Source organism: Actinoplanes sp. 13 (assembly GCF_056134165.1).
Genome location: NZ_JBVYOQ010000007.1, coordinates 120,835 through 147,072 on the forward strand (window position 1 = coordinate 120,835; position 26,238 = coordinate 147,072).

At 69.8% G+C, this 26,238-nt stretch carries 27 protein-coding genes; 14 read left to right on the forward strand and 13 right to left on the reverse strand.

Annotated features, from left to right (window positions below; genetic code table 11):
* The first annotated feature begins 159 nt into the window (after window positions 1-159).
* The 3 genes from AC0NH5_RS16980 (at window position 160) to AC0NH5_RS16990 (ending at window position 4,006) form a co-directional block, all read left to right on the forward strand.
* The gene (locus AC0NH5_RS16980; protein ID WP_474404652.1) at window positions 160-1,758 is read left to right on the forward strand and encodes a cellulase family glycosylhydrolase; all 1,599 of its coding nucleotides are present in this window, start codon (window positions 160-162) and stop codon (window positions 1,756-1,758) included.
* Window positions 1,759-2,064: 306 nt separating this feature from the next.
* Window positions 2,065-3,408, forward strand: coding sequence for a cytochrome P450 (locus AC0NH5_RS16985; RefSeq protein ID WP_474404654.1), 1,344 nt, complete (start codon window positions 2,065-2,067; stop codon window positions 3,406-3,408).
* A 217-nt stretch (window positions 3,409-3,625) separates the two neighbouring features.
* Complete coding sequence (locus tag AC0NH5_RS16990) at window positions 3,626-4,006, forward strand: hypothetical protein (RefSeq protein ID WP_474404656.1); 381 nt, start codon at window positions 3,626-3,628, stop codon at window positions 4,004-4,006.
* Between the two features lie 11 nt (window positions 4,007-4,017).
* Here AC0NH5_RS16990 and AC0NH5_RS16995 read toward each other — a convergent pair whose 3' ends face one another.
* The 3 genes from AC0NH5_RS16995 to AC0NH5_RS17005 form a co-directional block, all read right to left on the reverse strand.
* Entirely contained in the window at window positions 4,018-4,143 is a 126-nt protein-coding gene (locus AC0NH5_RS16995; protein WP_474404658.1) for a GNAT family N-acetyltransferase, read from the reverse strand.
* Window positions 4,144-4,162: 19 nt separating this feature from the next.
* Entirely contained in the window at window positions 4,163-4,381 is a 219-nt protein-coding gene (locus tag AC0NH5_RS17000; protein ID WP_474404660.1) for a DUF1206 domain-containing protein, read from the reverse strand.
* Between the two features lie 203 nt (window positions 4,382-4,584).
* The gene (locus tag AC0NH5_RS17005; protein WP_474404662.1) at window positions 4,585-5,223 is read right to left on the reverse strand and encodes a TetR/AcrR family transcriptional regulator; all 639 of its coding nucleotides are present in this window, start codon (window positions 5,221-5,223) and stop codon (window positions 4,585-4,587) included.
* A gap of 203 nt (window positions 5,224-5,426) precedes the next feature.
* Here AC0NH5_RS17005 and AC0NH5_RS17010 point away from each other — a divergent pair, with 203 nt between their 5' ends.
* Entirely contained in the window at window positions 5,427-6,200 is a 774-nt protein-coding gene (locus AC0NH5_RS17010) for an NADPH-dependent F420 reductase (RefSeq protein ID WP_474404664.1), read from the forward strand.
* A 138-nt stretch (window positions 6,201-6,338) separates the two neighbouring features.
* The gene (locus AC0NH5_RS17015; RefSeq protein WP_474404665.1) at window positions 6,339-7,910 is read left to right on the forward strand and encodes a hypothetical protein; all 1,572 of its coding nucleotides are present in this window, start codon (window positions 6,339-6,341) and stop codon (window positions 7,908-7,910) included.
* A gap of 244 nt (window positions 7,911-8,154) precedes the next feature.
* Here AC0NH5_RS17015 and AC0NH5_RS17020 read toward each other — a convergent pair whose 3' ends face one another.
* Window positions 8,155-8,610, reverse strand: a complete 456-nt coding sequence (locus AC0NH5_RS17020; protein WP_474404667.1) for a DUF3592 domain-containing protein — start codon at window positions 8,608-8,610, stop codon at window positions 8,155-8,157.
* A gap of 83 nt (window positions 8,611-8,693) precedes the next feature.
* On the opposite strand from AC0NH5_RS17020, the gene AC0NH5_RS17025 reads away from it, so the two are divergent.
* Window positions 8,694-9,434 carry an esterase family protein gene (locus AC0NH5_RS17025; protein ID WP_474404669.1) on the forward strand — a complete coding sequence of 247 codons (741 nt, stop codon included), beginning with the start codon at window positions 8,694-8,696 and terminating at the stop codon, window positions 9,432-9,434.
* A gap of 8 nt (window positions 9,435-9,442) precedes the next feature.
* Here the strand turns inward: AC0NH5_RS17025 and AC0NH5_RS17030 are convergent, their stop codons facing one another.
* Entirely contained in the window at window positions 9,443-10,033 is a 591-nt protein-coding gene (locus tag AC0NH5_RS17030) for a TetR/AcrR family transcriptional regulator (RefSeq protein WP_474404671.1), read from the reverse strand.
* A 61-nt stretch (window positions 10,034-10,094) separates the two neighbouring features.
* On the opposite strand from AC0NH5_RS17030, the gene AC0NH5_RS17035 reads away from it, so the two are divergent.
* Entirely contained in the window at window positions 10,095-11,102 is a 1,008-nt protein-coding gene (locus tag AC0NH5_RS17035) for an MBL fold metallo-hydrolase (RefSeq protein WP_474404673.1), read from the forward strand.
* 21 nt (window positions 11,103-11,123) lie between these two features.
* On the opposite strand, the gene AC0NH5_RS17040 is transcribed toward AC0NH5_RS17035, so the two are convergent.
* Complete coding sequence (locus AC0NH5_RS17040) at window positions 11,124-11,753, reverse strand: TetR/AcrR family transcriptional regulator (RefSeq protein ID WP_474404676.1); 630 nt, start codon at window positions 11,751-11,753, stop codon at window positions 11,124-11,126.
* Window positions 11,754-11,878: 125 nt separating this feature from the next.
* Between AC0NH5_RS17040 and AC0NH5_RS17045 the strand changes: the two genes are divergently transcribed.
* Together AC0NH5_RS17045 and AC0NH5_RS17050 are read left to right on the forward strand one after the other, a co-directional pair.
* Complete coding sequence (locus AC0NH5_RS17045; RefSeq protein ID WP_474404678.1) at window positions 11,879-12,658, forward strand: SDR family NAD(P)-dependent oxidoreductase; 780 nt, start codon at window positions 11,879-11,881, stop codon at window positions 12,656-12,658.
* A complete protein-coding gene (locus tag AC0NH5_RS17050; RefSeq protein ID WP_474404680.1) occupies window positions 12,655-13,107 on the forward strand; it encodes a nitroreductase/quinone reductase family protein in 453 nt (150 codons plus the stop codon). Before AC0NH5_RS17045 ends, AC0NH5_RS17050 begins: the two co-directional genes overlap by 4 nt.
* Here the strand turns inward: AC0NH5_RS17050 and AC0NH5_RS17055 are convergent.
* The 4 genes from AC0NH5_RS17055 to AC0NH5_RS17070 form a co-directional block, all read right to left on the reverse strand.
* Window positions 13,095-13,478: a VOC family protein gene (locus AC0NH5_RS17055; RefSeq protein ID WP_474404681.1), complete on the reverse strand. Its 384-nt coding sequence runs from the start codon at window positions 13,476-13,478 to the stop codon at window positions 13,095-13,097. The two genes, AC0NH5_RS17050 and AC0NH5_RS17055, sit on opposite strands and share 13 nt — an antisense overlap.
* Before the next feature lie 1,051 nt (window positions 13,479-14,529).
* The gene (locus tag AC0NH5_RS17060) at window positions 14,530-14,829 is read right to left on the reverse strand and encodes a putative quinol monooxygenase (protein WP_474404683.1); all 300 of its coding nucleotides are present in this window, start codon (window positions 14,827-14,829) and stop codon (window positions 14,530-14,532) included.
* A 164-nt stretch (window positions 14,830-14,993) separates the two neighbouring features.
* Entirely contained in the window at window positions 14,994-16,901 is a 1,908-nt protein-coding gene (locus AC0NH5_RS17065) for a 5'-methylthioadenosine/S-adenosylhomocysteine nucleosidase family protein (RefSeq protein ID WP_474404685.1), read from the reverse strand.
* Between the two features lie 393 nt (window positions 16,902-17,294).
* Window positions 17,295-18,068, reverse strand: coding sequence for an SDR family NAD(P)-dependent oxidoreductase (locus AC0NH5_RS17070; protein ID WP_474404687.1), 774 nt, complete (start codon window positions 18,066-18,068; stop codon window positions 17,295-17,297).
* Between the two features lie 383 nt (window positions 18,069-18,451).
* Between AC0NH5_RS17070 and AC0NH5_RS17075 the strand changes: the two genes are divergently transcribed.
* Together AC0NH5_RS17075 and AC0NH5_RS17080 are read left to right on the forward strand one after the other, a co-directional pair.
* Window positions 18,452-19,690 (forward strand): styrene monooxygenase/indole monooxygenase family protein, encoded by a 1,239-nt coding sequence (locus AC0NH5_RS17075; RefSeq protein WP_474404689.1) that lies wholly within the window; start codon window positions 18,452-18,454, stop codon window positions 19,688-19,690.
* 61 nt (window positions 19,691-19,751) lie between these two features.
* A complete protein-coding gene (locus AC0NH5_RS17080; RefSeq protein ID WP_474404691.1) occupies window positions 19,752-20,090 on the forward strand; it encodes a hypothetical protein in 339 nt (112 codons plus the stop codon).
* A 9-nt stretch (window positions 20,091-20,099) separates the two neighbouring features.
* Here the strand turns inward: AC0NH5_RS17080 and AC0NH5_RS17085 are convergent, their stop codons facing one another.
* On the reverse strand, window positions 20,100-20,918 hold the full coding sequence (locus AC0NH5_RS17085; RefSeq protein WP_474404694.1) for an SAM-dependent methyltransferase: 819 nt from the start codon (window positions 20,916-20,918) through the stop codon (window positions 20,100-20,102).
* 126 nt (window positions 20,919-21,044) lie between these two features.
* Here AC0NH5_RS17085 and AC0NH5_RS17090 point away from each other — a divergent pair, with 126 nt between their 5' ends.
* Window positions 21,045-22,292 (forward strand): FAD-dependent oxidoreductase, encoded by a 1,248-nt coding sequence (locus tag AC0NH5_RS17090; protein ID WP_474404696.1) that lies wholly within the window; start codon window positions 21,045-21,047, stop codon window positions 22,290-22,292.
* Between the two features lie 8 nt (window positions 22,293-22,300).
* Window positions 22,301-22,789, forward strand: coding sequence for a MarR family winged helix-turn-helix transcriptional regulator (locus AC0NH5_RS17095; RefSeq protein ID WP_474404698.1), 489 nt, complete (start codon window positions 22,301-22,303; stop codon window positions 22,787-22,789).
* Between the two features lie 207 nt (window positions 22,790-22,996).
* Here the strand turns inward: AC0NH5_RS17095 and AC0NH5_RS17100 are convergent, their stop codons facing one another.
* Complete coding sequence (locus AC0NH5_RS17100; protein ID WP_474404700.1) at window positions 22,997-23,926, reverse strand: NAD-dependent epimerase/dehydratase family protein; 930 nt, start codon at window positions 23,924-23,926, stop codon at window positions 22,997-22,999.
* Window positions 23,927-24,033: 107 nt separating this feature from the next.
* On the opposite strand from AC0NH5_RS17100, the gene AC0NH5_RS17105 reads away from it, so the two are divergent.
* On the forward strand, window positions 24,034-24,951 hold the full coding sequence (locus AC0NH5_RS17105; protein ID WP_474404702.1) for a LysR family transcriptional regulator: 918 nt from the start codon (window positions 24,034-24,036) through the stop codon (window positions 24,949-24,951).
* A 427-nt stretch (window positions 24,952-25,378) separates the two neighbouring features.
* Here AC0NH5_RS17105 and AC0NH5_RS17110 read toward each other — a convergent pair whose 3' ends face one another.
* Window positions 25,379-26,230: a helix-turn-helix domain-containing protein gene (locus AC0NH5_RS17110; protein WP_474404704.1), complete on the reverse strand. Its 852-nt coding sequence runs from the start codon at window positions 26,228-26,230 to the stop codon at window positions 25,379-25,381.
* Window positions 26,231-26,238: the final 8 nt, after the last annotated feature.

Below are 26,238 nucleotides of genomic sequence, written 5' to 3' on the forward strand. Positions count from 1 at the left end.
CGCGCCGGATCTCGACGGCGTACCCTCAGGGCACAGTCAAGGCCCGGGCGTGGTTCTCGTACGCCTCATCGGGCATAGTGTTCGTGATCCCCTCCACACCCCGGAGTCGTCGCCCAACCCCCGTGGGAGCGCTCCCGAATCCCCGAAGGACCATCCCCCATGTCTCGAACACGAACACGAAAAGTGGTGTCCGCGGCCGCGATCGCCGCGGTCGCCGTCGGCGGTTCGGTCGCGGTCGCGCTGCAAGCGAGCGCTGCCGCCGGCTGCCGGGTCGACTACTCGGTGACCAGCCAGTGGCAGGGCGGCTTCGGCGCCGCCGTGAAGGTCACCAACCTGGGTGATCCGATCACCCAATGGAGTCTGGCCTTCTCCTTCGGCGCCGGCCAGAGCATCACGCAACTGTGGAACGGCTCCTTCACCCAGTCCGGAGCCGCGGTGACGGTGCGCAACGCCGGATACAACGGGGCCATCGCCACCAACGGCACCGCGTCGTTCGGCTTCAACGGCGCCTTCACCGGCAGCAACCCGGTGCCCGGCGCCTTCACCCTCAACGGCACGGCGTGCACGGGAGGCGTGACCACCCCGACCGGTTCCCCGACGCCCAGTGCCGGCGCGAGCACCAGTCCCAGCCCGAGCACGAGCCCCAGCACGAGCCCGAGCACCGGGCCGGTCACCGGCAGCGCCGCGCAGCTGGTCGCCGACATGGGCAAGGGCTGGAACCTGGGCAACCAGCTGGAAGCCAACATCGACGGAGTGCCCAGCGAGACCGCCTGGGGCAACCCCGTCGTCACCTCGGCGCTCATCGACCGGGTCAAGGCGGCCGGCTTCAAGACGATCCGCATCCCGGTCTCGTACCTCAACAAGATCGGCGCCGGGCCGAGCTACACGGTCGACCCGGCCTGGCTGAACCGGATCCAGCAGGTCGTCGACCTGGCCCACGACCGGGGTCTGTATGTGCTGATCAACATGCACGGCGACGGGTACAAGAGCGTCGGCGGCGCCTGGCTGATCTGCGACGCGGCCGACCAGACGACGATCAGGGACAAGTACCAGAAGGTCTGGCAGCAGGTGGCCTCCAGGTTCCAGAGCTACAGCGGACGCCTGATCTTCGAGTCGATGAACGAGAACTTCGACGGGCAGTACGGCAACCCGACGCAGCCGTGCTACTCCAACATCAACGCGTACAACCAGATCTTCGTGGACACCGTGCGCCGCACCGGCGGCACCAACGCGTCGCGGTGGCTGCTGGTGCCGGGCTGGAACACCAACATCGATCACACCGTGGGTTCCGGCTTCGTGATTCCCACCGATCAGTACCGGTCGGCCGCCATCCCCAGCGCGGAGAAGCGAATCATGATCTCGGTGCACTACTACGACCCGTGGGACTTCGCCGGCACGGAGGACGGCACCATCACGCAGTGGGGGGCGGCCGCCACCAACCCGGCGAAGAAGTCGGTATGGGGTCAGGAAGACTTCATGGACGCGCAGCTGAAGAAGGTGCACGACACGTTCGTCGTGAAGGGCTATCCGGTCTTCGTCGGTGAGTACGGCTCGATCGACAAGACGTCCGCCGATCCGGCGAACAACCGGTACCGGGCCGACTACGCGCGCACTCTGGTCGCGACCGCCAAGAAGTACGGCGCGGCGACCGCGTACTGGGACAACGGCCACAACGGCCAATACGGGTTCGCGCTGTTCGACCGCGCCACCGCGACGGTGACCCAGCAGGGCATCATCGACGCCATCATCGGCGCCTGACCGCCGGCGGTGAGGGTGTCCCGGGACGGGCACCCTCACCGCGAGGCGAGCCGCCGGGTCAGGGCATGGGCGGCTCCCAGCAGCAGTGCGCCCAGCGCAGCCGTGCGGTCGCCGCCCGGTCAGGCTGAGCGCAGGGGCGGGTGAGCGGGCCCGGTCGAAGACGACCACCCCAACGCCCCAGCCCGGCACGATGAGGCCGGGATTCGTTTTTCGCAGGTGCGGCAGCACCCAGCCGTGCCGTTGACACCGGCGTCCCCCGCTGGCCACGCTGGTCGATACGACAGATGCGACGGGCGAGGTGAGCCGATGGCGGCCGACAGCGCGGCACCGCGTGCTCTCCCTCGCCTGCGCCGCGAGGATCGTGGGCTGCCGTTCATCGGCCAGCTCCTGGCGTACCAACGGGATCCGGTCCAGCTGTATCGGCGGCATTGGGAGCACTACGGCGCAGTCGCCCCGGCCCGGATGCTCGGCCGCAGCACAGTGATGCTGCTCGGGCCGGACGCCTGCGGCGAGGCGTTGCAGAACCGGGACAAGGCGTTCGCCAACGAGCCGGCCTGGGCGCGGCTGGTCGGCCCGTTCTTCCGCCGCGGCCTGATGCTTCTCGACTTCGACGACCACCGGGCCCATCGGCGGATCATGCAGGAGGCGTTCACCCCGGAGCGGCTGGATGGCTACACCAGCCGGCTGCACCCGGCGATCGAACGCGGCACGGCACGGTGGGCGGTCGGCCGGCGGATCCCCGCGCACTGGCGCCTCAAGCAGCTCACCCTCGACATCGCCGCGGAGCTGTTCATGGGTGGCGCGCGGGACACCAGCGCGGCGGAGATGGCCCGGGTCAACCGGGCCTTCCTCACCTGCGTGCAGGCCGCCTCCGGCGTGGTGCGCGCCGACGTGCCGTTCACCCGGTGGGGCCGGGCCTACCGCGCCCGGCGGGTGCTGGAGAGCTTCCTGCGCGGGTACCTGCCGGCCAGACGGGCCACGGTGACCGACGACATCTTCTCGGTGCTCTGCCACATCGAGACCGACGACGGCGAGCGCTTCTCCGACGACGACGTCGTCAACCACATGATTTTCTTGATGATGGCGGCGCACGACACGTCGACCATCACCACCGCCACGATCCTGCAACACCTCGGCCAGCACCCGGCGTGGCAGCAACGCTGCCGGGACGAGGCGCTGGCGCTGGGACCGGCGCCCGACCGCGCCGGACTCGAGGCGCTCGTCGCGATCGACCTGGTCATGCGCGAGGCGTTGCGGCTGCGCGCGCCGGTGCCGGTGGTGGTCCGGCACACCGTCAAGAACACCGTCGTGCAGGGGGTACGGATTCCGGCCGGCACCATGTGCACGATCGGCATCCAGTTCACCCACCTGATGGAGCAGTACTGGACCGACCCGGAGCGTTTCGACCCGGACCGTTTCGGGGCCGGACGCCGGGAGGACCGGTCGCACAGGTTCGCCTGGGAACCGTTCGGCGGTGGTGTGCACAAGTGCATCGGCCTGCACTTCGCCGCCCTCGAGGTGAAAGCGATCATGCACCGGCTGCTGCGGTGTTACCACTGGGAGATCGACCCCGGTTATGTGCCGCCGCTGGATCACCATTCCCTGCCGTTCCCGAAGGACGGCCTGCCGGTCGTCCTGCACCCGAACTGAACGGCCCGGGTCCGACATCCCGGGCGACTCTTCCGTCGCGGTCCGGGCAGACCGCAGCGGTGCCTGTGCCGGGCGGGCTCGGCAGCCGGACTTCGAGCATAAGACGGCGCCGTTGAGCGGCGTTATGCGAAAAAGGTGAGCCGAGCGGGTGGCTCGGTCCGTCATGGCGAAGAGTAACGTCCCTTCTGAGAACATTCCATTATGGAGGCGCCACGTCATGCAGACCAAGACGATGATTGTGGACACCGCGATTCCGCTGGCCGAGGTGGCGGCGCTGCTCAACGCCGCGCCGGGCAGCCAGAAAGCCACCGTCGAACCGCTGACGGTCAGCGACAACCCGCTCGACAAGTTCAACGATCAGCCTGACATAGCCTTGCTGGCCTCCCGCAAGGGACTGACCGGCACATGGGGCGTCCGGCTCTATGTAGTGGACCATGAGGAACGCCGGGAAATTCATTTGGAAGCTCTCGGGGACGGCGGTTTCTCCCACGCTTTCCATGGCATCAAGAATACGTTCTCCCTCGCCAAGAGTTTCGCCCAGGCCGAGGCCCTGGCAGCCGTTGTCGCCGAATCCGACGAGACCGCAGTCGTCCGATAAAGACAAAAGGATCAGGGAGCTGGGGCGAGGGCGGACATGACGATGGCGTCCGCCCAGCCGCCCGGGGTGCGCAGGGCGTCCCGGAGCACGCCTTCGGCCTGGAAGCCCGCTTTTTCGTAGAGGCGGCGGGCCGACACCACCGCACTTTCGATCCGCTTACGGATGCGTTTGCGGGGTGGTCGTACTCATCGCAGGCCCACCGTCGCCTCGCCGAGCCGCCACAATACGGGCACGGCGATCCCTGTCGTGACTTGCCCGGAGCAGCGCCCGTCCGCCGGGCTGGGCCGCGAGGGTCGCCAGCGCGCCGCCTTTGTCGGCTTCGGCGCCGCCGGCACCGAGCGCCACGCGCACGGATCTGCCGCGAGGATGTGCCACGCGTGCTGAAGGCGCCTGACGGCTGCTGTCTCTCTCCCGCCTTGGCGGGGCCGAGCTCTTCGCGGAGCATGCCGACCGGCGCTGTCGGCGCGGTCAGCACTACGCCACTGAGGACAGGCCTGGCGGTTTGTCGATCACGGCGGGCAGAATCGGCCGCCCGTGATTGTCACCGTGGGCGCTGGTGCGTCTCCGGCTGGACGCGGTCAGTCGTTGCCGACGTGTCCGTGCCCCATGCCGGGATCAGGTAGGGGTTCGGTGTTGCGGCTACTGAGGCCGTCGAGGGAGATGCGCAGCAGGCGGCGCCACTGACCCGGGTGGCTGACGGCGGTGGTCAGGACGGCCTGGCTCAGGGAGCCGCTCAGCAGGAACAGGTCCTCGGTGGTCACACCGGGGCGCAGAACGCCGGCGTCCACGCAGCGGGTGCGTACCTGGTCGATGATGGAGTAGCAGCGCTGTATGCAGGCGGCGCTGGGGCCACCGGTGGTGGCGTAGCTCTCGACGACGGCGCGATTGCCGGCCTGGTTGTCGAGCAGCTGTTCGAAGAAGCCGACAAGTGCCTGCCAGGGGTCCTCGTTGGCTACGGCCTGCTGGTGGGCGTCGGTGAGCCATGCGTTGAACTGCTGCTCCAGGACGGTGGCGAGCAACTCGTCCTTGGTCGGGAAATGGCGGTAGAGCGTGCCCATGCCGACACCGCTGCGCCGGGCGATCTCCCTGACGTCCACACCACCGCCGCACTCGGCGAACACCTCACCGGCCGCGTTGATGATCGCGGCACGGTTGCGCTCGGCGTCGGCGCGGCGGCCCGGCCTGGGCCCCGCAGTGGCGTGGTCAGGGAGCGTCACGGTGTCCAGCGTACGACAGGAATCGGGTTCCGGAGCTCTTGCTCCGTTTGTGACCCGGGCAACAGGAGCATGTGTTCCGTTTGGTGTTAGCTTGATGCGGAGCACCTGCTCCGCTTGGCTGGGCCGCTGCTCATGGGCCCGCCCTGACTCAGCTTCCGCTGCACCGGCGGACGACTGCGTCCGCGAGATGAGGAGAACTTTCCATGGCAACACTCGGCATTGTCGGCGCCGGTGCCATCGGCACCAGAATCGCCCAGCAGGCAATCGCAGCGGGTATCGACGTCGTCCTGGCCAACTCCCGCGGGCCGGAAACTCTCACCGAAAAAGTGGCGCACCTCGGCGCACGAGCCCGTGCCGCGACTCCCGAGGAAGCCGCCCGAGCCGGCGACTGGGTGGTGGTGAGCATCCTCCCGCTCGCCGCATACAAGCAGCTCCCCGCGGCTGAACTGGCGGGCAAGGTGGTGCTGGACACGGGCAACTACTACGCGACACGCGACGGCCACATCCCCGCCCTCGACGCGGGTGAGATCACCACCAGCGAATTCGTCCAACAGCAGCTGGACGGCGCCCACCTCGTCAAGGCCTTCAACAACATCGGCGAACACCACATCTCTGCACTGGCGCGCCCCGCCGGCGCGGCTGACCGCACCGCGCTACCCATCGCCGGCAACGACCCGCAGGCCAAGGCCGGCGCCGCCGAGCTGATCAGCCGGCTCGGATTCGACACCGTCGACGCAGGCCCCCTGGCCGAAAGCTGGCGCTTCGAACCCGAAACCGGCCCCTATGTCGTGCCGTACTGCGCAGACCCCGACGCGATGTGGGCCGCTTGGGTGCAGCTCGTAGAAGCCCTGCGCTCCGGCGCCGCCCCGCAGCCGCCCGCCGCCGACCCGGGCGCCGCCCCGCTACCCGCGGACCGGCTGCGCACCCTGCTCGCAGACGCGTCCCGCAAGCTGACCGCTGACCGCTTGATCGCCTGACGAACGGCTCACCCAGCACACTCTTCTCGGCCGGATCGGCCCACCCAGCAAGCCAGTCGTCTCATGATTCCGGTACAGACAGTCGATGCCGCATCCGAACCTGGTGCGCGAGGTCCGGCATGGACTGGTCCGTCGCCGGTGGCGCTGAGCAACGGCGGTTCATCATCTGGCCGCTGGCATACTGTGCGCGTGGTAGGCGGCTCGGGTGGAGATGAGATCGGTGGCGCGCGGGTGTTGGAGTCCCTCCTCGAGGCTCTCGCTGGATGGCCGGATGCCGGCAGCCAGGCCCGCGTCAGCATCCAGCAATGGGACAGCTTTACTGCGGACGAGGCGCGGGCCTACCAGGATAAAGGCATCTCCGCCGTGCGCGGTGTTGCCGGTTGGCAGCCGGTGGCCGATCATGTTGGCGAACTTGGCCGGCTGCGGTACGAGCCGGCCGTCCCGACTTTGATCGCGCTGTGGGAGGAATGCCCCGTCCACCCGGTCGCGGTAGCCGCCGCCCACGCGCTTTTCGGGATCGGGACAGCTGAGGCTCGCGATGCCCTGCGGCACGGAATCCACGACCATGAGCACCTCGGCCGCTTCATGGCTCTGAAGGTCATGTTCACCGACGACGGACCGGCCTGGGACAACGTGAGCCACCTGTTCTCCGACGAATGCCTGGCGACCACGGCCGGGTTGACGGCTGCGGCCGAGGCTCTCGGTCTCCTGTCGCCGCATTCATATTCCCGATCGGGCCCGCAGTGGCACTCGGCGGAGCTGCGCGATCTCGTGTCGCGGGACCACCGCTGGCTTGACCTGTGCGTCAGGCTTCGCGACCACGAAGCGCTGGGCAGGCAGGCTCGTGAAGTGCTCAGGCATGCCGATCCCGCCGTCACTGCTCCCGCGTTGGACGCTGCCCGAGCCGTGCGGGCGGCGCAGACAAGAATGCCCGTCGGCAGGCTCTTGCGACCGGGGGATCTCGTGGCGCGCTATCGGGACGGGGACCACCGACGGGTGTGGCGCGACCTTGCGGCAGTCACTTACCTCGACGACCTGTGGCGCGCGGAGGCCGAGCAGGTAGCCGTACTGACCATGGATCGTGTCCGGCGAAACGCCGCCAACCTCACCGCTGCTCTCATTGCCTGCGGCTGGCCGGTCAGCGACGAGCAGGCGCTGCCCGGCCCCGCCGCGGATGTTGAGGATCGGCTGCGAGAACTGGAGCAGGTCACAGAATCGGCGGTGCCGCCGGCACTGGCCGCCTACTGGCGCATCGTCGGGACCATCGACCTCGTCCCGCGCGGTACCTGGAACGCCCCGTTCCCGCCCGGCGTACCCGAACAACTCACGGTCGCCGACCCTCTGGAGATCATCGACCTCAGCACGGCGTGGTTCTCGGTCGAGGAGTGGCAGGAGGAATCGGCGGAACTGCATCCCGAGATCGCCGGACCGCTGGAAATCACCATCGCCGCCGACTACCTCCACAAGGCCAACATCAGCGGCGGCGCCCCATACTCTGTCTGGCTACCCCACGCCGGCGCGGATCCGCTTGTCCGCTACGAAGTGCATGGCCTGACCTTCACCGACTACTTACGGCGCGCCTTCGCAGGAAAAGGGTTCCTCCAGCTCGACCAGCAGAACGAATGGGTCGCCCACGGCGTCACCCGCGACCACATCGCGGAGCTGACCAGTTGGCTGAGAAGCGTCGAATACGAGCACCTGGACTTCTGACTCGCAACGCCCGGAAGCTTCTCGATCGTGGCCCGGGCTCACACGCCGGCAACCGGGGCAGCGGACGATCGCACGACGCGCCGGCCGTTGCTGCCGCACGGCGTGACGTCGGTAGCCCGTACCGAAGATTTGATCGTGATGGGGTGCGGGATCGGCAGCGGCTCGGCGCGGATCACGGGTGCGGTGCCGGGTACGCCTAGCGTGCCGGCCGCCGGGGCGGACGTGATGAGCGTGGTACGGCGCCTCACCGCGGACGCCGTCTGAGCTGCCGGTTGACCCTTCGCCGCCGGTCCGGTGGCCGCCGCTTGGTGCGCGGCCGCAGGATCGGGCGGTCCGGCTCCTCCTCGCGCAGCATGTGCCGTAGCAGCAGGGCGGCTCCCAGCGCGATGAGGAGCCCGGATCCGATCCTGCCGAGAATTCTCGGCGGGGCGCGGTCGACCCACTCCGGCATGGTGACCCAATCCGGGTCGTCCGGGTCGACGAGCACCGGCACGAAGCGATCCACGGCCGGCGGCTCGCCGGCCACCCGATCGGTCCAGGCGGTCCGGATCTGCCCCTCCCACCGGTACTCCACCAGGATCGCGTCGTGGTTCAGCCCGCGGACGGCCGCGGTCGTCTCCACCCCCTCCGCCCGGATCGCGATGTTGTGGTAGCCGTCGATCAGCCCCGACCCGACCAGCCCCAGAGCTATGAAGGACATGGAACACAGGATGACCAGTTTCCGCCACAGCTCCACACGCTGAGGATGACACCCACCGGCAACAGCGGGGGAGGATGACCGGCATGCGCCACTACACGGCAGATCTGTGGACCCCGGCCGGCGTGCGCGGCACGGTCGCCGCTTACGGGCATTACGGCCGGCCGGTCCTGGTGTTTCCCAGCGAGTACGGTCAGGCGCACCAGTTCGCCGACCAGGGCATGGTGGCGGCGGTCGGCGAGCTGATCGACGCAGGCCGGGTCAAGCTGTACTGCGTCGACGGGTTCGACGCCGGGACCTGGTCGGCAACCGATCTCCCGGTGGAGGAGCGCGCCCGGCGGCACGGGGCGTACGAGTCGTGGATCCTCGACGCCGTGGTCCCGCACATCCGGGCGGACAGCGGCGACGCCGCGGAGATCGTCACGGCCGGCTGTTCGCTGGGCGCGTTCCACGCCCTCAACTTCGCCTTCAAGCGGGCCGACCTGTTCCCGGTGGCGCTCTGCTTCTCCGGCAACTACGACCCCACGACCTGGCGCGGATGGGGCGAGGCGGGCGACGCGGTCTACTTCAACAACCCCGCGGCGTACGTCGCGAACCTGCACGGCGACCACCTCGCCTGGCTGCGGTCACGGCTTTCGATCCTGCTGGTCTGCGGGCAGGGCCAATGGGAGGACACCACCGGCTCCCTGGAATCGACCCGGCGCATGGCGCAACGGCTGAGCGACAAGGGCGTACGCCATGAAATTGATCTGTGGGGTCATGACGTCCCGCACGACTGGCCGTCGTGGCGCGCCCAGCTGGCTCACCACCTGCCCCGGTTCTGCTGACCGCCGGGTCAGGGAGCGTAGCCGCGCAGGGCGAAGGCGACCGTCTCGGTGAGGCTCTGCTCGAACTGGCCGGCGGAGAGGCCGCCGCTGAGTGCCAGCGTGGTCAGGCCCTGCATGAGGGCGACCCACGGCACCATGAGCACGTCCACCGGGCCCTCCCGGACCTCGGCCCGGCGCTGCCCGTCCTCGATGACCCGGGTCACGACGTCCATCAAACGGTGTGTCGCCGTTACCAGTTCCGCGGGGGCGGTGGGGTCGTGCTTGCGGGCGAACATCAGCTCGAGCAGGGCGGCGTTGCCCACGGCGAAGCCGACGAAGGCGTGGGTGAGGACGTCGAGCCGCTGCGCGAACGTGTCGCCGGCTTTCTCCTGGGCTTCGGTCAGCGCCGAGGTCAGGCGCTCGAAACCGGCCAGCGCCAGCGCGTCCAGCAGTGCCTGCTTGCTCTTGAAGTGGCGGCTGGGCGCCGCCGGGCTCACCCCGGCGGCCCGGGCCAGCTCGCGCAGCGAGAGCTCGCCGGGACCCCGCTCGCGCAAGGTGTCCTCGGCCAGGGTCAGCAACACCGCGCGGAGGTCTCCGTGGTGGTAGGGGCGAGCCGTCATGCCACCACCCTACCGTGATGTAAGCGTTGACTACATTGTTATCACCGCCTACATTATCGGTATGACGACCTCGCGGCGCACCCGGCTCGACGCCTCCCCGCAGTACTCCGCCGGCAGGTTCCACAACAGCGTTCCGACCGACACCTCCCTGCACCTCCCCGAGATGCCCAAGATCGTCCGCGCGGCGCTGACCGGCAGCCGGGACCGCCGCCCGCGCCAGGCGATCCCGCTGGTCCGCGGGTCCGCCGGTGACGCGCAGGGTCTGCACGTCACCTGGTACGGGCACTCCACCGCGCTGCTCGAGATCGAGGGCCACCGGGTCCTGCTCGACCCGGTGTGGAGCCGCCGCTGCTCGCCGTCGCAGCTGGCCGGCCCGAGCCGGCTGCACGAGCCGCCGGCCTCGCTCTCGCAGCTGCCGAGACTCGACGCTGTCGTCATCTCCCACGACCACTACGACCACCTGGACTCGGCGACCATCCGGCAACTCGCCGCCCTGCAGAAGGACGTCACGTTCGTGGTGCCGCTCGGCGTCGGCGCTCACCTGTCGCGCTGGGGCGTGCCCGGCAGCCGCATCGTCGAGCTCGACTGGCACGAGAGCACCCGGGTGGCCGGCCTCGACCTCGTCGCGACACCGGCCCGGCACTTCTCCGGCCGTGGGCTGCGGCGCGACGAGACGCTCTGGGCCAGCTGGGTGATCAAGGGACCGGCCCGCAGTGCCTTCTACTCCGGGGACACCGGCTATTTCCCCGGCTTCGCCGCGATCGGCGAGCAGTACGGCCCGTTCGACGTCACGCTGGTGCAGGTGGGCGCGTACGCCGAGACCTGGGCGGACATCCACATGGTGCCGGAGGACGGCGTCGCCACCCACCTCGACGTCCGCGGAGGTCTGATGATCCCGGTGCACTGGGCCACCTTCGACCTGGCACCGCACCGCTGGTCCGAGCCGGCCGAGCGGACCTGGCGCGAGGCCAAGGCGCGTGACGTGCGGCTGGCGATCCCGCGGCCCGGCGAGCGCATCAACGTGGACAACCCGCCGGAGATCGAAGCCTGGTGGCAGACGGTCGCCTGAGCCGATGGTGACCGCGTGGCTTCAGGCGGCCGGCAGCCGCGCGTACCGCGCAACCATGGTGCGGACGGCCTCGTCCACGACCGCGATCGTGCGGGCCGGGGTCACCGTCCAGTCCGGGAGCACCAGACTCGGCCAGAACAGGTAGTTGGAGATCATCCCGAGGAACTGCGTAGCGGCCATCTCCGGATCAGCGATCTCCGCGGTCCCCGCGTCGTGCTCGGCGAGGAGGTACGCGCGAACGGTCTCGAAATACGGCAGTTTGCCCCGGGAGAACTGTGCTTTAGCCAGCTCCGGAAAGCGTGGCGATTCGGCGATGACGATGCGGAACAGATCCGTCATCTCGGGCTGGCTCACCAGCGTCGCGTAGCGCCGGCCGAGCACCGTCAGACCGGCCGTCAGGTCACCGGCGGGCGGCACGTCGGCGCCGTCGTTCTCGGCCCAGGAGTCGACGACGATGGCATCGAACAAGGCCGCCTTCGTCGGGAACTGTTTGAACAGCGTCGCTTTCGAAACCCCGGCCTTCTCGGCCACCCGGGCCAGTGATGTCCGGTCATAGCCCAACTCGAGGAAGAGCTCGGTGGCGGCTCGCACGAGGAGCGAGCGCTTCTCCGCTGCCACGCGCTGGTGATAGGCGGACGGCACTGGGGTCATGCGTCCAGAATAGCGAGGTGAGTGGGTTGACTCACCACCGGAGCCGGCGTAGCTTCGGCATGGTGAGTCGTGCGACTCACCAACCGGTTCGCCGGTTGACGTCTCGTTCCCATCCGGAGGATCAGATGCCCCCATTCACCGACCAGACCGTCCTCGTGACCGGTGGCACCGGCGGGCAGGGAGCCAGCCACGTTCGCGCCTTGCACGCCGAAGGCGCCAACGTCGTCATCGGTGACATCGACGTCGAGCGTGGCTCGGACCTGGCTGCCGAGCTGGGAGCCAGGACGCGTTTCGTCCGCCTCGACGTCTCCAGGGAGGAGTCGTGGGCCGCCGCCGTCACGGAGACCGAGAAGGCCTTCGGCGCGCTCACCGTCCTCGTCAACAACGCCGGGGTGCAGAACCCGCCGGCCCTCATCGAGTCCACCGAACAGGCCACCTGGGCCCGGATCCTCGACATCAACCTCACCGGCACCTTCCTCGCCATCAAGGCAGCCGCACCGGCGCTGCGGCGCGCCGGGGGAGGAGCGATCGTCAACATCGCCTCCACCATGGGAATCGGCGGTACGGCCTTGTACGCGCCCTATGTCGCCAGCAAGTGGGCGGTCCGCGGGCTCACGCGGACCGCTGCCCTCGAACTGGGCCGCGACAACATCCGCGTCAACGCCATCCACCCCGGCGTTGTCGCCACCCCGTTCATCACCGAGCCGGCAGCCGGCAGCGCCGCCCCGATAGCCGACTTCTACTCGCCCGAGCCGTTCGCCGTCCCGCGACTGGGCCTGCCCGCCGACATCACCGCGCTGCTGTTGTTCCTCGTTTCGCCGCACGCGTCCTTCATCACCGGCGCCGAGTACGTCATCGACGGGGGCCTCCTCCTCGGTCCCGCTCTGCAGAAGGAAGCCGCATGACGACCGCAGATCAGCGCGGCGCGCCGGATCCACTTGCCCACCTGCCGCACGAGATCAGGCGCGCCATCGAGATCACACCCGCGGCCGGAACCCGCGAACGAATCGTCGACATCACCACCACGGGGCGGCGCACCGGACGACCGCGCCGCATCGAGATCTTCTTCTACCGCGCCAACGGCACGACCTATCTCTGCGACGGAGCGGGCGGAGGTGCGACCGGCTGGTACGCGAACCTGCGAGCGAACCCCGCTTTCACCTTCCACCTCAAGAACGGCATCAATGCGGACCTACCGGCGTACGCGACAACGGTCACCGATCCCACCGAACGGGCCGCGGCGATCGCAGCCATCGTCGACGACCTCAACCAGCCGCACGACCCCGGCACCATCAGACCGACTCGACCGGAGGACTGGGCCGCCAGCCGCCTGATGCGCGTTCACTTCGACTGAGGCGCATCCGCCGGCAGGGTTCGGGTCAGGTTGACCATGTTGCCGTCGGGATCGTGGAGATGGACCACCCGCTGGCCCCACGGCATGTCGGTCGGCGGGGCCAGCACCCGCCCGCCCGCGGCCTCGACCTGCTCCAGCAGCGCGTCGACGTCGGGGACCTCGACGCTCAGGACGAAGCGCGCCGGCGCGGACAGGTCGGTGCCGGCCTCGTGGACGAGCCCGAACGCGGAATCGCCGAGAGTGAAGCTGACGAAGAACGGCTGGCCGTCGGCGGGGAAGCGGCTCGTCTCAACTGCGCCGAGCAGCCGCTCGTAGAAGGCGCGCTGGCGTTCGATGTCCGGCGTGCTGATGATCGCTTGGACGGTCGGCATGGGAATTCCTTCGGATTCGTGAGGTGCGGTCCCCAGTAGTACGCCGCAGAAAGCACGAACTCATCGGTGCCGGGCGTGCCAGGATGCGGTCATGTCGTCCGACCCGGCCGGTACCCCCGACATGCTGTTCGAGCCGTACGATCCGTCGCCGCCATCTGTGCGCGGCCTGACGGAGACGTTCTCGCCAGCCTGACCAGTCGAAGGCTCGACCTCCGCTCGGCCCTCGGCTCCTACACGGTGGCCCGCCTGCTGCCTTCCCACGCCTTCGCGGAGCGACCGGGCTTCGGCACCTGCCGAATTTGTGAGCTCCATCCGGGGGAGCAGACGGTGGATGTGAACATCCTGAGCTTCGAGCGGTTCAAATGGGGCGGCCGCGCCGTTGCGTCCGGGCTTTCGCCGTGACATCACACGGGCGCCCCGCGGCCTGCACCAAGTGCGGACGGTGTCGCTGACCGGCGGCGGAGTCATCTCCGCGGCCACGCTGGCGGGGCTTACCGCCGTTCACACACTCGCCTTGCGGTGGACCGCACCGCCCGGACGGCTCGACGAGCCCGCCCTGCTGAATGTCTTGCCGGCGGGCGCGGTTCCGGCGAACCGGCGTGGAGCTGTCCCTGGCCGGCGCCAAGACCGACCGTTGGCTTGCCACCGACCTCAACAATCCCTTCCGAGATTGGGCCGCCGACGATCCCCGCGCCGGGGGCGGTGCTCAATGCCATCGACAAACTGCCCGGTTCCGCGGCATCCGCCGGCACCCAGGATTCCTCTGCCGTTGCCTCCTCGAGCCGGGCTGACCTCCCGGCATTTCCGGCATTCGCCGCACGGGCCGGGGTGCCCTGCGGCCTGGCCGCCACGTGGTTCGAGTCTCGGCCTGCTCGGCTCCTCGACCGGCCGACCAAGCGGAGTCTCCAGCACCGCCACGCTGACCTACACCGACGGTACCCCCGGACCGGCTTCACCTGGCTGCATGCCCCGGCCGGGCGGATCATGCAACCGCTGGACCGACTGGTCACCTTGCGGAAGCTGGAGGCGGCCCGGGGCGCCGGCACCGCGTTCACCCCTTGGCCGGGCCCGGACGCAGGAACTCCACGCGCGTGGCGATCAGCAGCGGGTCCTTCGCCTTGTGGAAGCGCCGGACGTGCTCGGCGTCCTCGTGCGCCTGGAAAGCTTCGCGGTCCCGGTAGACCTCGTAGAAGACCCGGGCCAGCGGCTCGCCCTCGACGGCCGACGTGGCGTACAACAGGGTGCCGGGCTCGCGCTCAGTGATCTGCTCGACGGCGGCCGCCGTCAACTCGTCGAAGCGCGCGGCGGCGGCCTCATCCCGGCAATCGAAGCGAACCACCAGCGCGAACACGTCAACCGCCGTCCCTCGTCAGCCGGGCTTGTCGCACGGCCGTGGAACAACGATCATATTCCGGCACCGCGACCGGGAGCCGGTCCGTCCGTAGCGGACGGCCGGCGCGCCGAGCCCAGCACCCAAGACGATGAGCCACCGAACCGTCTTCCGCCGCATCACGGTCAACCGCGCGGGGGGACCGGCAGCGTGCCGAAGGTGAGCGCGTGCACGAGGAACGAGGCGGCAGCCTCGGCCGCGGGCCGCCGGGTGCCGTCGGTCAGTTCGCCGGAGCCCCAGTCGGAGATGCCTTTCACCATGATCCAGCCGCTGCGGCGACCGGCGTTCGCCGCGTAGACGCCGGTCAGCTCCATCTCACCGGCCGATGCCTCCTCGAACTCCTTGCGCAGTTCCGCGCGTAACGCCTTGCTGCTGACCAGAGTGCTGCCGGACAGGACCGGGCCGAAGTGCACCGGCCGCCCGGTCCAGCCCTGGGTCGCCGCTTTGAAAGCCAGCAGCAGCGGGGTGGTCGCCTGGACCCGCTCGCCGCGCCAGATGATCCGTTCGCGGCCGTCCTCGTCGGTAACTTTCCGGTGGTCGACGTTCTGCACATACTCGGAGACGACGACATCGCCGAGTTCCTGTGCGCCGTGGTCGTGCTCGCGCGACCACAGCCCGAAGCAGATGCCGGCGAGGATGACGTAGTCGGGATTCACGGCGGGGATGAGCCGTTCCGCGGTGAGCAACATCGCGGCCGGGGTGACGATGCCTTGTGCGGCCTGGGCGAGCAGCACCTCGGTGCCTTGGTCACCGAGCCGGCCGAGGCGGAAGATCGGATAGCCGGCCTCCGTGTCGGGCTCGGGCGGCCGGCCGTTCGCGGCGGCGACGGCGCTGATGACCGCGTCGCGCTCCACGTCCAGCACAGTCAGGACGAGGACGCGGATGCGCCGGTTGATCGTTGCGTCCATGTGGGCGTACGTCCTCTCCTGTCGTTTCTTGAACATGCTTGCCCGCCGCCGGCCCGCGACGACGAGGCAGAGCAGCACGACCAGGCCGAGTGGCAGCATCAGCCAGCCGAAGATCCGTGCCTGGGTGGTGGCCGGGGTCAGCCCGGCATCGTCCAGGACCATCCGGTTGAGCAGCCACGTCACGGCGTCGATCCAGGTCGCCGGCCGGCCGGCGCAGTCCTGCGCGCCGGCGCACGCGGTGGCCTCGGCGGCCGCGGTGAGCTGCCCGGCCACGCCGACCACGAGCGCCGTGCCGAGCAGGAGCACCGGGATGAAGCTGATCGGGCGGTGCGCCCCCGGATCCGGTGGCGTGAACTCGCCGCCGTCGAGCACGGCGTAGACGCCGGGCCGGTCCGGGTCCGTACCGGTCGCCACCGGTGCGACCACGACAGCCCGCCGGGCCTGCCCGGTGGTGATCCCGCGCTCCAAGCACATCAACGCGTGGCTGCCCTCCGCCACGTCCGGCCGGATGTTCGCCCTGGTCAGGTCCTGCGACCGGGTGAGCGCGGCCCGCAGCAGCCGATCGGCCTTCGCCGGGTCGGTCAGGTGCATCAGGACCACGGTCCAGTGCAGACTCCGGGCGCTGTCGTCGGGCGTGCCGCGCAGGTGCCTGGCGGATCGCCCGATGAGCCCGAAGGTCATCTGCGCCAGGACGTACAGCAGGGCGGCGCAGATCAGCAGGAGCGCCAGGAGAACGCCCACTTCCGGGACGAACGAGGTCGGCATGCTGAGGGCGAGCAGGAGGAACGGCGGAACGCCGAACACCAGGTGATCCCACCAGCGGTCCAGGCGGCTGAGCCAGGTGCGCCCGGCGTCGCTGGTGGCCCACTCCCGGCTCCGGGCGATCGGTGGTTCCAGCAGGGCGAACTCCCCATCGGACCGCCAGACCAGGCGACCGTCGCGGGCCGCGCCGTAGAGCAGCACGCCGAGCGGGGGCCGGGACCGGTGGATGCCGACCCCGGGCGGGCGCACCGCGTCCCTGACCTGCGGCCACAACGCTGTTGCCTGCACCGCGCGAGCTGCCGCCCGGCACGCATGAAGGTCGGGCACGAGAACCGGGTTCTGATTGGCTGGGGAAGCCGACACCCGACCCATCGTGCCCTACCTGGTCCGGCGCGACCGCACCAGGGAGCGAACATCGCGCCCCACACGTTCGGCGGCCCTGCGAGCCGAGGCCGGGACGACGAGCACGTAGCGTTCGCTGAATGAAGGTAGCTATGGAGTACCTCTGTCCCTGAGTCGGCATAGACCCGATCGGCGGCCTGGTAACAGCGGCCGGGCGATCGCTGACCCACGTGGGCGCGAGCGAAAGCAACCGAAGCCGCAGCGGCCGGGTCTTGGATCATGGAGCATCCAACGGCGGCCTCGACCGGCGCTCGTCGGCTCGTTCCGCTCCCATGGAGGTGGAACGGAACCGACCGGATGATCAAAGGATGGGAGCCGTTCTTCACCCCGCTCGCCGACGGCCCCGGACGGTGGCTAGGCCGGGAGCTTGACGCCGGTGAGGTCTGTGCAGAGGGCGAGCAGCTGCTGCTGCAGGCCTTCGTCGTACGCCTGCGGGTTGGCTCGCAGGGCCGTGCGGCGCTTGAAGTAGTGACCGGTCACCGTGGCCGCCGGTTCGTCCGAGGTGGCGAGCCAGACCTGGGTGTCCGCGCCCTGCGGCAGGTCGTCGGTGGCGTCCGGGCCGCCGAGCCGGGTGCGGATCCAGCCGGGGTCGACCGCGTTGCTCAGGGTGCCGGGCCGCAGCCGGGCCACCGCGAAGGCGAGCATCACGTCGTACAGCTTGGAGTCGCTGTAGGCCTGCATCCCGTCCCACTGCCGGGTCTGCCACTGCGGGTCGTCGAGGCGTGCCCGGCCGTCCGCTTCCAGTCCCGACGTCAGATAGATCAGGCGGGCCGGTGCCGGCATCAGCGCGGTCAACAGGTACGGGGCGAGCGTGTTGACCTGGAAGATGCGCTCCAGCCCGTCCTCGGTGATCTCCGGAGCGGATTGCCCACCACCGATGCCGGCGTTGTGGATCACCACGTCGAACGGGCCGGCTTCGATCGCCCGGGCAGCCAGCTCCCGGGTCTGCGACAGGGACGCCAGGTCACCGACGACCACACCGTGCGCCTGGGGCACGGCCTTCCGCGCGTCCTCGGCGCGGCGCTCGGTGCGGGCGTGCAACGTCACCTGATGCCCGTCCGTCGCCAGGACCTCCGCCGTGTGCCGCCCGATGCCGTCGCTGGAGCCGGTAATCAGAATCGTTGCCATGACAGCCATCCTGCCGGACGAACGGACGAGCCGATTAACCGGTTCACCCATCGACGCTGCGCCCTGGACGCGCTTGACTCTCAAGTCGCTCGAGACACGCTGACCGCCACGATCAACGGCGCACCGCAACCCCAGCATTCAGCGCACCAGCCTCGACCTGGCTCCACGCAGCCGTCGCGGCCCTGACTCGGAAAAGGGTCGTCGGGCACCTTCGCGGTGTAGATCTCCATCGGTGCCCGGCAATTGCTTGTCTATCTCTTTCCGGTCATATCACTACGTATTCAGATACTCACCCATGGTCATATCCGCAGGTAACTGTGTACGGTCACCGCAAGCACCGGCCGCTCCATCCGGCCACCGGTGACTGCCACGCGGAGGCACCTTTGCGGCACGTGCTCATCGTCGGAGCCGGTCAAGCCGGCCTTCAGCTCGGACTGTCGCTGCACGCCGAGGGCTATCGGGTGACCATCTGCTCGGCCCGCACCCCCGAACAGATCCACGGCGGCCGTCCGACGTCCACGCAGGCGATGTTCGACCTGGCGCTGGAGACGGAGCGGGCGTACGACCTGGACCACTGGTCCGGCCTCGCCCCACCGATCAACGGCCTGCGACTGTCCCTCTGCGCCCCGCCGGGCACCCTGGCGCTGCAGTTCTCGGCCCCGCTGGATCGGCCCGGCCGTTCCGTCGACCAGCGGATCAAGATGTCGCGCTGGCTGCGCGACGCCGAGCAACGCGGCATCGAGGTCGTCTACGGCGCGGTGATACCGGCCGACCTGGACGCCTACACCCGCGACAGCGGGTACGACCTGACGATCGTCGCCGCCGGCAGGGGCGACCTGGTGGCCATGTTCGAGCGGGATCCGCAGCGCTCCCCGTGTACGGCACCGCAGCGCAGCCTCGCTGTCGCGTACGTCCACGGTCTGGCACCGGATCCGGCGTGGCCGCAACCGCATGTGGCGTTCCAGGCGATCCCCGGTCTCGGCGAGCTGTTCGTCATCCCGCTGCTCACCGCGAGCGGCCCCTGCCACGCGCTGTTCTGGGAGGCGATCCCGGGCGGCCCGCTCGACGTGCTCGCCGGCGCCGACGACGACCAGCACCTGGAACTCAGCCTCGGCCTGATCAAGCAGTACCTGCCCTGGGTGCACGAACGCTGCGCGGACGTCCGCCTCACCGACGACCGGGCGACGCTGACCGGCCGCTACACGCCCACCGTCCGCCGGCCCGTGGCGCATCTGCCGGGTGGCGGCGTGGTGCTGGGTCTCGGCGACGTGGTGATCGCCAACGATCCGATCACCGGCCAGGGCAGCAACACCGCGGCGAAAGCCGCCCAGCACTACCTGCGGCGGATCCTGGACCGCGGCGACCAGCCGTTCGACGAGCAGTGGATGACCGCGACGTTCGAGTCCTTCTGGAGTGCGCACGGCCGCGCCGTGACCGTCTGGACCAACGCGATGCTGCAGCCGCTACCGCCGCACGTCCAGCAGGTACTCGGCACCGCGGCCACCAGCGACGCCGTCGCCCGGCGCTTCGCCAGCGGCTTCGACGACCCCAACGACGTCACCGCATGGCTGCTGGACCCGCAGAAGGCGGTCGCCTACCTGGCCGAAGCGGCGCCCCCTTGAGGCGGCGCCCCCTTGAGGCGGGGCACGGCACGAGGGGACGTGCCGTGCGATAGTGCCGATCGTGAACTTCCCGCTGGAGGCGCTGGGGCCGGCCGTTGCGGCCCGGGCCGGGACCTGGGAACGGCTGGGGCTCGCATGGCGGATCCGCCCGGTCGCCCCGAACCACGGCAAACCGGTGGTCGCCGGTGAGTTCGAGTCGGCGACCTGGATGGGCAACGTGCTGCTCTGGATCAGCGGCGAGGCGGAGCTCGATGCCCTTCGCGTCGCCGATGATCGAGCGGTCAGCAAGCACTACGACCTGACCGGACCGGACGACCTCGAGGTGCTGCTGGGCGAGCTGGACGCTCTGCTCACCGCAGGGCGGGTCCCCGATGCCGCCATCGTGCACCCGCCCTCGTGAGCGGACGGTTCAGGGTTTGCGGGCCACCGCACCCCAGATGCTGATGCGACTGGGGTCGGTGTCGTCGGCCTGCACGTCGGGCCGCCACCGGCTGATCAGTTCGATGCCGGGGTCGACCAGTTCCAGGCCGTCGAACAGGGCGGCGAACGCGGCCCGGTCACGAGGCCAGATGTCGCTGACGCCGGCGTCGAGCAGTTTCTGGTAGCGGGTCTGCTCCTCGGGCGGCATGAAGTCGACGGTGAAGTGGGTCGCCGCCAGATAGCTGCCGGATGGCAGCTCGTCGACCAGGGTGCGCACGATCTCCTGGGCCTGCCCGGAGCCCGGCGGGATGAAGTGCAGCACGGCGATCAGCATCAACGCCACCGGCTCGGAGAGGTCCAGCGCCTGCCGCTCCCGTGCCGCGGCCAGGATCGCCTCCGGCTTGCGCAGGTCGGCCTCGATGTAGTCGGTGGCGCCCTCAGGGCTGCTGGTCAGCAGGGCCCGGGCGTGGGACATGACCAGAGGGTCGTTGTCGACGTACAGCACACGGCTCTGCGGGGCGATCCGCTGCGCCACCTCGTGCGTGTTGTCCGCGGTCGGCAGGCCGGTGCCGATGTCCAGGAACTGCCGGAGGCCGGCCTCGGCTGCCAGGAACTCCGTCATCCGGCGCAGTACCGCGCGGTTGGCGCGGATACCGGCGCGCATTCCCGGGAACTTCGCCTCGATCGCGTCGGCGGATTCCCGGTCGGCGGCGAAGTTGTCCTTGCCTCCCAGCCAGTAGTCGTAGCGGCGGGCCGGATGCGGCACCGAAGAGTCGATCACCGAAGGCGTGGCGTCAGGCCCGGTCACGGTGTCCCCTTATCGACGTTGGAAGATTCGGACACAGGCACTGTAGCGGCTCAGGAGGGCACGAATGGGGCCCCGAGAGTGTGCCGGCGACCTTGCCTCAATCATCTTAGTCGTTAAGATAATCGCATGGGCATATCGACCGACTTCTCGGTGGCGATCGCCGGCGCCGGCCTCTCCGGCCTCTGTCTCGCCCAATATCTGATGCGATCCGGCATCGACGTGCACGTCTATGAGCGGGACCCCGGCCCCTTCGTCCGCCAGCAGGGCTACCGGATCATTCTCGATCGGTACGGCCTCGAAGCGCTGCGTGCGAGCCTGTCCCGCCCGCTGTACCGCCTGGCGCTGGCCACCGGCGACGAGCCCGGCGGACACCTGCGCTTCACCGACAGCCGGCTGCGGGACGCCTTCACCATCGCCTTCAAGGACGAGCCGCACGCGACTCGCCAGGTCGACCGGCTGACCCTGCGGTCGATCCTGATGTCCGGACTGGACGGGCGCATCCACTACGGCAAGGCCGCCGCCGCGGTGGACAGCGGCGGCGCGACCGGGCTGCGGCTGCGGTTCACCGACGGCGGGGCTGTCGCGGCGACCGTCGTCGTGGGTGCGGACGGCGTCGGCTCGGCGCTGCGCGCCCAGCTCGTACCGGACGCGGACCCGGCGAACACCCCGATGGCGGGCATCTACGGCCGGTCACCCCTGCGGCGCAACGGCGAGAGCGTCATCCCCGACGCCCTGCGCACCAGCGGGGTCCTGGCCATCGCCGACCGGCCGGGCCGCGCCTTCTTCTTCACCTCCATGCGGTTCGGCGAGAGGCCGCGGGAGGCGTTCGCGCGCCTGGCCCCGGGCAGCTACGCCCCCACCGGCGACGACTACGTCATGTGGGGGCTGCTGCTCCGGCAGGAAGAGGTGCCCGCCGGCGTCCGCGGGAACCTGCTGGCGCTGCGGGATCTGGCCGCCCGGATGAGCGCGGACTTCCACCCGCTCGTCCGGCGGCTGGTCGACACGGCCGAGCTGGACGCCACGGTCCTCAACCTCTTCGCCACCGGCCGGCGCCCCCGACAGTGGGCGGTGCCCCGGGCGACGATGATGGGCGACGCCGTGCACGTCATGCCGCCGTTCGGCGCGCACGGCGGCAACACCGCGCTCCGCGACGCCGCCCTGCTCGGCCACCGGCTCGTCGAGGCCCACGCGGGCGGCACGCCGGTGGAGGAGGCGATCGCCGCATACCAGGACGAGATGGTGCCCTACGCCTTCCGCGCCGTCGACACCGCCGCCGGGTTGATGCGCCGCCTCACCGGGGGCGCGGCCGCGCCGCACTGGGTGCTGACCCGCGTGCTACCTCGGCTTCACCGGGTCACCGTGCCGGAGGCATGATTGCGGGCATGTCCGACGAGCCGGCCCGTGCCTCCGCGATCGCCGACCTCATGCGCGCCGGGCGGGAGGCCTCGCGGCTGTCCATGGTGTTCCGGTACGCCGTCGCGGACCGGCTGGGTCTCACCGTGAGCGACCTGGAGTGCCTGGACTTCCTGGCGGACGTCGGATCCGCCACCGCCGGGCAGGTCGCCGAGCGCACCAACCTCACCACCGGTGCCGTGACCAGCATGCTCCGCCGGCTCCAGGAGGCCGGTTACGTCACGGCCGAACGTGATCCGGGGGACCGGCGGCGGGTGATCGTCGCCCTGCGGCCGGAGCGGATCGCCGAGCTGGAGCGGCCGTACGAGCGGTTCGCCGAGCGGGCGGAGCGGCTCATCGAGGGCTACAGCGTCGAGGACGTCGCGCTGCTGGTCCGGCACTATGACCGCATGCAGGCGATGTACCTCGCCGAGTTGGACCGCCTCCGCGGCGGCAACACCGCGCAGCGGTCTGCCTGACGCTTCGGCAGGGCTACGCCGTGTCGACGGCCGCGGTGGTGCGGCGGACGATCAGGGTGGGTGACAGCTTGACCTGGGCGGTGCGCCGGTCGCGCCGGCCGATGCGGTCCAGCAGCGGGCGGGCCGCGTTCGCGCCCGTCTGCCGGCCCTCCTGGTCGACGCCAGCCGGCGAGATCGGCGCGAACGCGGCGAGGGCGCTGTCGTCGTTCAGGCGGCGCGGGTGACCGTGTCTCGCACGGCGTCCAGGCCTTCGGCCTGCGTGACGATTGCCCGATAACCGAGCTCGGCGACGGCCTTGTCGGTGCGCAACGTGCAGGTCTGCTCCAGGAACCAGCGCGCCGGAACCGGGATCACGCGGGCAGCGGTGCCGGCGTCCATGTCGGGAATCGTGGCGTCGACTCCGTAGATCGCGAAGTTCTCCTCGAGGAACTCGCGGAGGGTCACGCGGTGCTGATCGGTGACGAAGTACGCCTGACCCGGCCGGCCGCGCAGCCATCCCCGGATGAGGCCTTCGACCGCGTTGTCGACGAACGTGACGTCGGTGGTGTGCCGGCCACCCTCGATCCAGGCGAACTCGCCGTTGCGGGCCGCCTGGACGAGACCTTCGACCAGAGAGCTCTCGGGTCCCCACACGAACCGCGGCCGGATCGACACGGTGGCGAAGCCCGGCGCGTTCGCGGCCAGCACCAACGCCTCGGCTTCTGCTTTCGTCGCGCAGTACGCGGCTTCCGAATCCGGTCGCAACGGCGCGTTCTCGTCGACATCGACGAGCGGCTCACCGGCCAGAAGGGCGGATTCGCTGCCGCAGTGCACGAAACGGGCCACCCCGGCCTGCTGGGCTGCTTGCAGGGCGGCCCGGGTGCCGCCCACCGTGACCAGTTCCTGCCGCTCCCGCTCAGCCGTGATGTCGGTCTCCGCAGCCAGGTGGAACAGCACCTCGCTGCCCTCGACGGCGGCGCGCCAGGTATCGGGATCGGTCAGCTCGCCGTGCACCGGCTGGGCGCCCAGCGCGGTCACGACATCGGCGGACGCGGCGCTGCGGACCAGAACCTTGACTGCGTGCCCCTCGGCCAGCAGGCGCTCGACCAGTCTCCGGCCGATGAAGCCGGAACCGCCCGTGATGAAAGCCTGTGCCATGTCGTACTCCTCGTTCGTGATGATTTCCGCCTGTTCCAGCAATCGGCCACCCGCATTGCTTCCCTCAGAAGAATCTGCCTTTCGGGGGCCTCCGATAAGATTTGCGAATGGCTACACTGCGTGCGCTGGAGTGTCTGGTGGCGGTCGCGGACACCGGCTCGATCACGGAGGCGGCCCGGCTGTTGCACTCGTCGCAGCCGGCGGTGTCCCAGCAGATCGCCGCGCTGGAGCGCGAGACCCGTACACCTCTGCTGCGCCGGGAATCGCGTGGCGTCTCGCTCACCCCGGCCGGTCGCGCGGCCGTCGCGGACGCTCGGCGAGCCATCGACGCGGCCGCGTCAGCGGTGCGCTCGGCCCGCGCCACGGGTGAGGCGAAGGGCGGATCGCTGCGCCTGGTCTGCGCGCAAAGCCTGACCGTGCCGTTGCTCGCCCCGGTGATCCGCGCCTGGCACCAGCACCACCCGCACGTGGTGATCGGCATCAGGGAGGCGGTCGTGCCGGACGGCCTGTTGACATCCATCGCCGGCGAGGAGGCCGACCTATGGGTGCTACCCGGTCCGGTGGACGGCCGGTACACCTCCACGGTTCTCGCTGAGGAGGAAATTGTGCTGACGGCGCCGAAGGGACATCGGTTGGCGGAGCGGAGCTCGGTTGCACTTCCCGAGCTCGACGGTGCTGAGTTGGTGCACTTCGCGCCGGACAACGGCTTGAGCAGCTGGCTCGATCGGTCGCTCAGCGCAGCCGGACTTCGCCTGAAGCCGGTGCTGAGGACGTCGGTAACCTCCGCCGCACCTCAGCTCGCGGCGGCCGGACTCGGCATCGCGATAACTCCGGTCAGTGCCGTCAGCGCCGGCTTCCCAGGCGTGGTCCGCTCCTTCTCGCCCCGATGGGCCCGCCAGCTGGTCGCGGTGACACCGGGGGAGCCCGACCCACTCGCTGCCCGCTTCATCGTCGATCTGCGTGCTCGCGGTGTGCGGGTGCCCGGAGATGTGAAGAAACAACTCGAGGGCCGCGGCGTGCCCTAGAGGGCCCGGGTCGCTCCGGCGGCCACGGCCCGGGACGGCGACGCGTACTCCTCGGCCGCCGATAGGTCGCCGGATCCAACGGCCGGTTGTGCGCGACATGCACTCCGGCTACGAAGTTGCCATGTTCGTCAGCGACCACCCGGTCCCGGCCCGGCCTGCTGAACATCGCGTCGTTGTGCTGCTCCTCGGCCAGCTGGACAAGGATTGCCAATCGTGCTGACCGTCGCCGTCATCGAGCCGGGGAGTGGCGGCCGATTTGTGGCGCACTGATGTGCCGTGATCCGGGGGTCCGACGCAGATGTCGGTGGTCCGCCGCTGGAGTCGCTGCGGCGGCATCGCTGAGTTCAGCCTCGTAGTCGCTCACTCGCAGTGTCGCGACGACCGCCAGAATCGCCCGCTCCGAAGTGGCTCCACCTGTGTGCCGGGTTCAGTTTTCCGTGGCCGGGCCGCGGGTCAAGCTTTCTTGCGTGGCGCCCGTGACTCTTCGAGAGGACGAAGTGGAGATCCGTCCGTCGGGGACTCGTTCCAGCCGCGTCCAGCCACGCCACCCGCGTTGTTCGAGGATCGCCAGCAGCCGTCGAGCGACCGGTGCGGACTCGGACATGGCCGCGTCCAGCAGGGCCGTGAGCGGATCCCCCTGATCGGGGCCGCCGATCTCCAGCTCACCGCTGCGGACAGCGCGGATGCGGAGGTCCTCGACGAGGTCGGCGAGTTCGACGATTCGCGGATCCTCCGGCGACCAGTTCGGCGCGGAGCCGAGGAGTCGATAGAGCCGCGTCATGTCCGGGTCCTCGTCCAGATGGCGGTTCTTCTCGGCGACCACGGAGTCGATGCTGAGCGGAGCCTGCGCGGCGAGCATGATCCAGACGTCCCGTTCGAGCTCGATGTAGGCCTCGCCGACGCCGAGCCCCCGTAGCCGGTCCAGGTAGTCCAGGACGATCTGGGGAAGAGCCAGGTGATCGCCGGCGGCGAGTTTGGCGATCCGCCTGCGGTTGCTCTGGAGGCGGCGGATGTCGGCGCTCAAGGCTTTGCCGATCTCCTCGACAGCTCGGGCGAACTCGTCAGGGCCGGCGACCAGAAGTTGCTGCACTCGAGCGAGGGGCACGCCCGCATCCGCCAGCACGCGGATCCGGATCAGCCGCACGACGGCGGCTGTGTCGTAGCTGCGGTAGCCGGAGTGGTCGCGTTCGGGCTCGGCGAGCAGGCCGATCTGGTGATAGTGCCGGACTGTTCGCACCGTCACCCCGGCATAGGAGGCCAGTTGGCTGATCGTGAGCATGGGTCCCA

Excerpts from the sequence above, each read along its gene's own strand:
- AC0NH5_RS16980 (WP_474404652.1), top strand. The coding sequence starts at position 160 with ATGTCTCGAACACGAACACGAAAAGTGGTGTCCGCGGCCGCGATCGCC.
- AC0NH5_RS16985 (WP_474404654.1), top strand. The coding sequence starts at position 2,065 with ATGGCGGCCGACAGCGCGGCACCGCGTGCTCTCCCTCGCCTGCGCCGC.
- AC0NH5_RS16990 (WP_474404656.1), top strand. The coding sequence starts at position 3,626 with ATGCAGACCAAGACGATGATTGTGGACACCGCGATTCCGCTGGCCGAG.
- AC0NH5_RS17010 (WP_474404664.1), top strand. The coding sequence starts at position 5,427 with ATGGCAACACTCGGCATTGTCGGCGCCGGTGCCATCGGCACCAGAATC.
- AC0NH5_RS17020 (WP_474404667.1), bottom strand. The coding sequence starts at position 8,610 with ATGTCCTTCATAGCTCTGGGGCTGGTCGGGTCGGGGCTGATCGACGGC.
- AC0NH5_RS17025 (WP_474404669.1), top strand. The coding sequence starts at position 8,694 with ATGCGCCACTACACGGCAGATCTGTGGACCCCGGCCGGCGTGCGCGGC.
- AC0NH5_RS17030 (WP_474404671.1), bottom strand. The coding sequence starts at position 10,033 with ATGACGGCTCGCCCCTACCACCACGGAGACCTCCGCGCGGTGTTGCTG.
- AC0NH5_RS17035 (WP_474404673.1), top strand. The coding sequence starts at position 10,095 with ATGACGACCTCGCGGCGCACCCGGCTCGACGCCTCCCCGCAGTACTCC.
- AC0NH5_RS17040 (WP_474404676.1), bottom strand. The coding sequence starts at position 11,753 with ATGACCCCAGTGCCGTCCGCCTATCACCAGCGCGTGGCAGCGGAGAAG.
- AC0NH5_RS17045 (WP_474404678.1), top strand. The coding sequence starts at position 11,879 with ATGCCCCCATTCACCGACCAGACCGTCCTCGTGACCGGTGGCACCGGC.
- AC0NH5_RS17050 (WP_474404680.1), top strand. The coding sequence starts at position 12,655 with ATGACGACCGCAGATCAGCGCGGCGCGCCGGATCCACTTGCCCACCTG.
- AC0NH5_RS17055 (WP_474404681.1), bottom strand. The coding sequence starts at position 13,478 with ATGCCGACCGTCCAAGCGATCATCAGCACGCCGGACATCGAACGCCAG.
- AC0NH5_RS17070 (WP_474404687.1), bottom strand. The coding sequence starts at position 18,068 with ATGGCAACGATTCTGATTACCGGCTCCAGCGACGGCATCGGGCGGCAC.
- AC0NH5_RS17090 (WP_474404696.1), top strand. The coding sequence starts at position 21,045 with ATGGGCATATCGACCGACTTCTCGGTGGCGATCGCCGGCGCCGGCCTC.
- AC0NH5_RS17095 (WP_474404698.1), top strand. The coding sequence starts at position 22,301 with ATGTCCGACGAGCCGGCCCGTGCCTCCGCGATCGCCGACCTCATGCGC.
- AC0NH5_RS17100 (WP_474404700.1), bottom strand. The coding sequence starts at position 23,926 with ATGGCACAGGCTTTCATCACGGGCGGTTCCGGCTTCATCGGCCGGAGA.
- AC0NH5_RS17105 (WP_474404702.1), top strand. The coding sequence starts at position 24,034 with ATGGCTACACTGCGTGCGCTGGAGTGTCTGGTGGCGGTCGCGGACACC.
- AC0NH5_RS17110 (WP_474404704.1), bottom strand. The coding sequence starts at position 26,230 with ATGCTCACGATCAGCCAACTGGCCTCCTATGCCGGGGTGACGGTGCGA.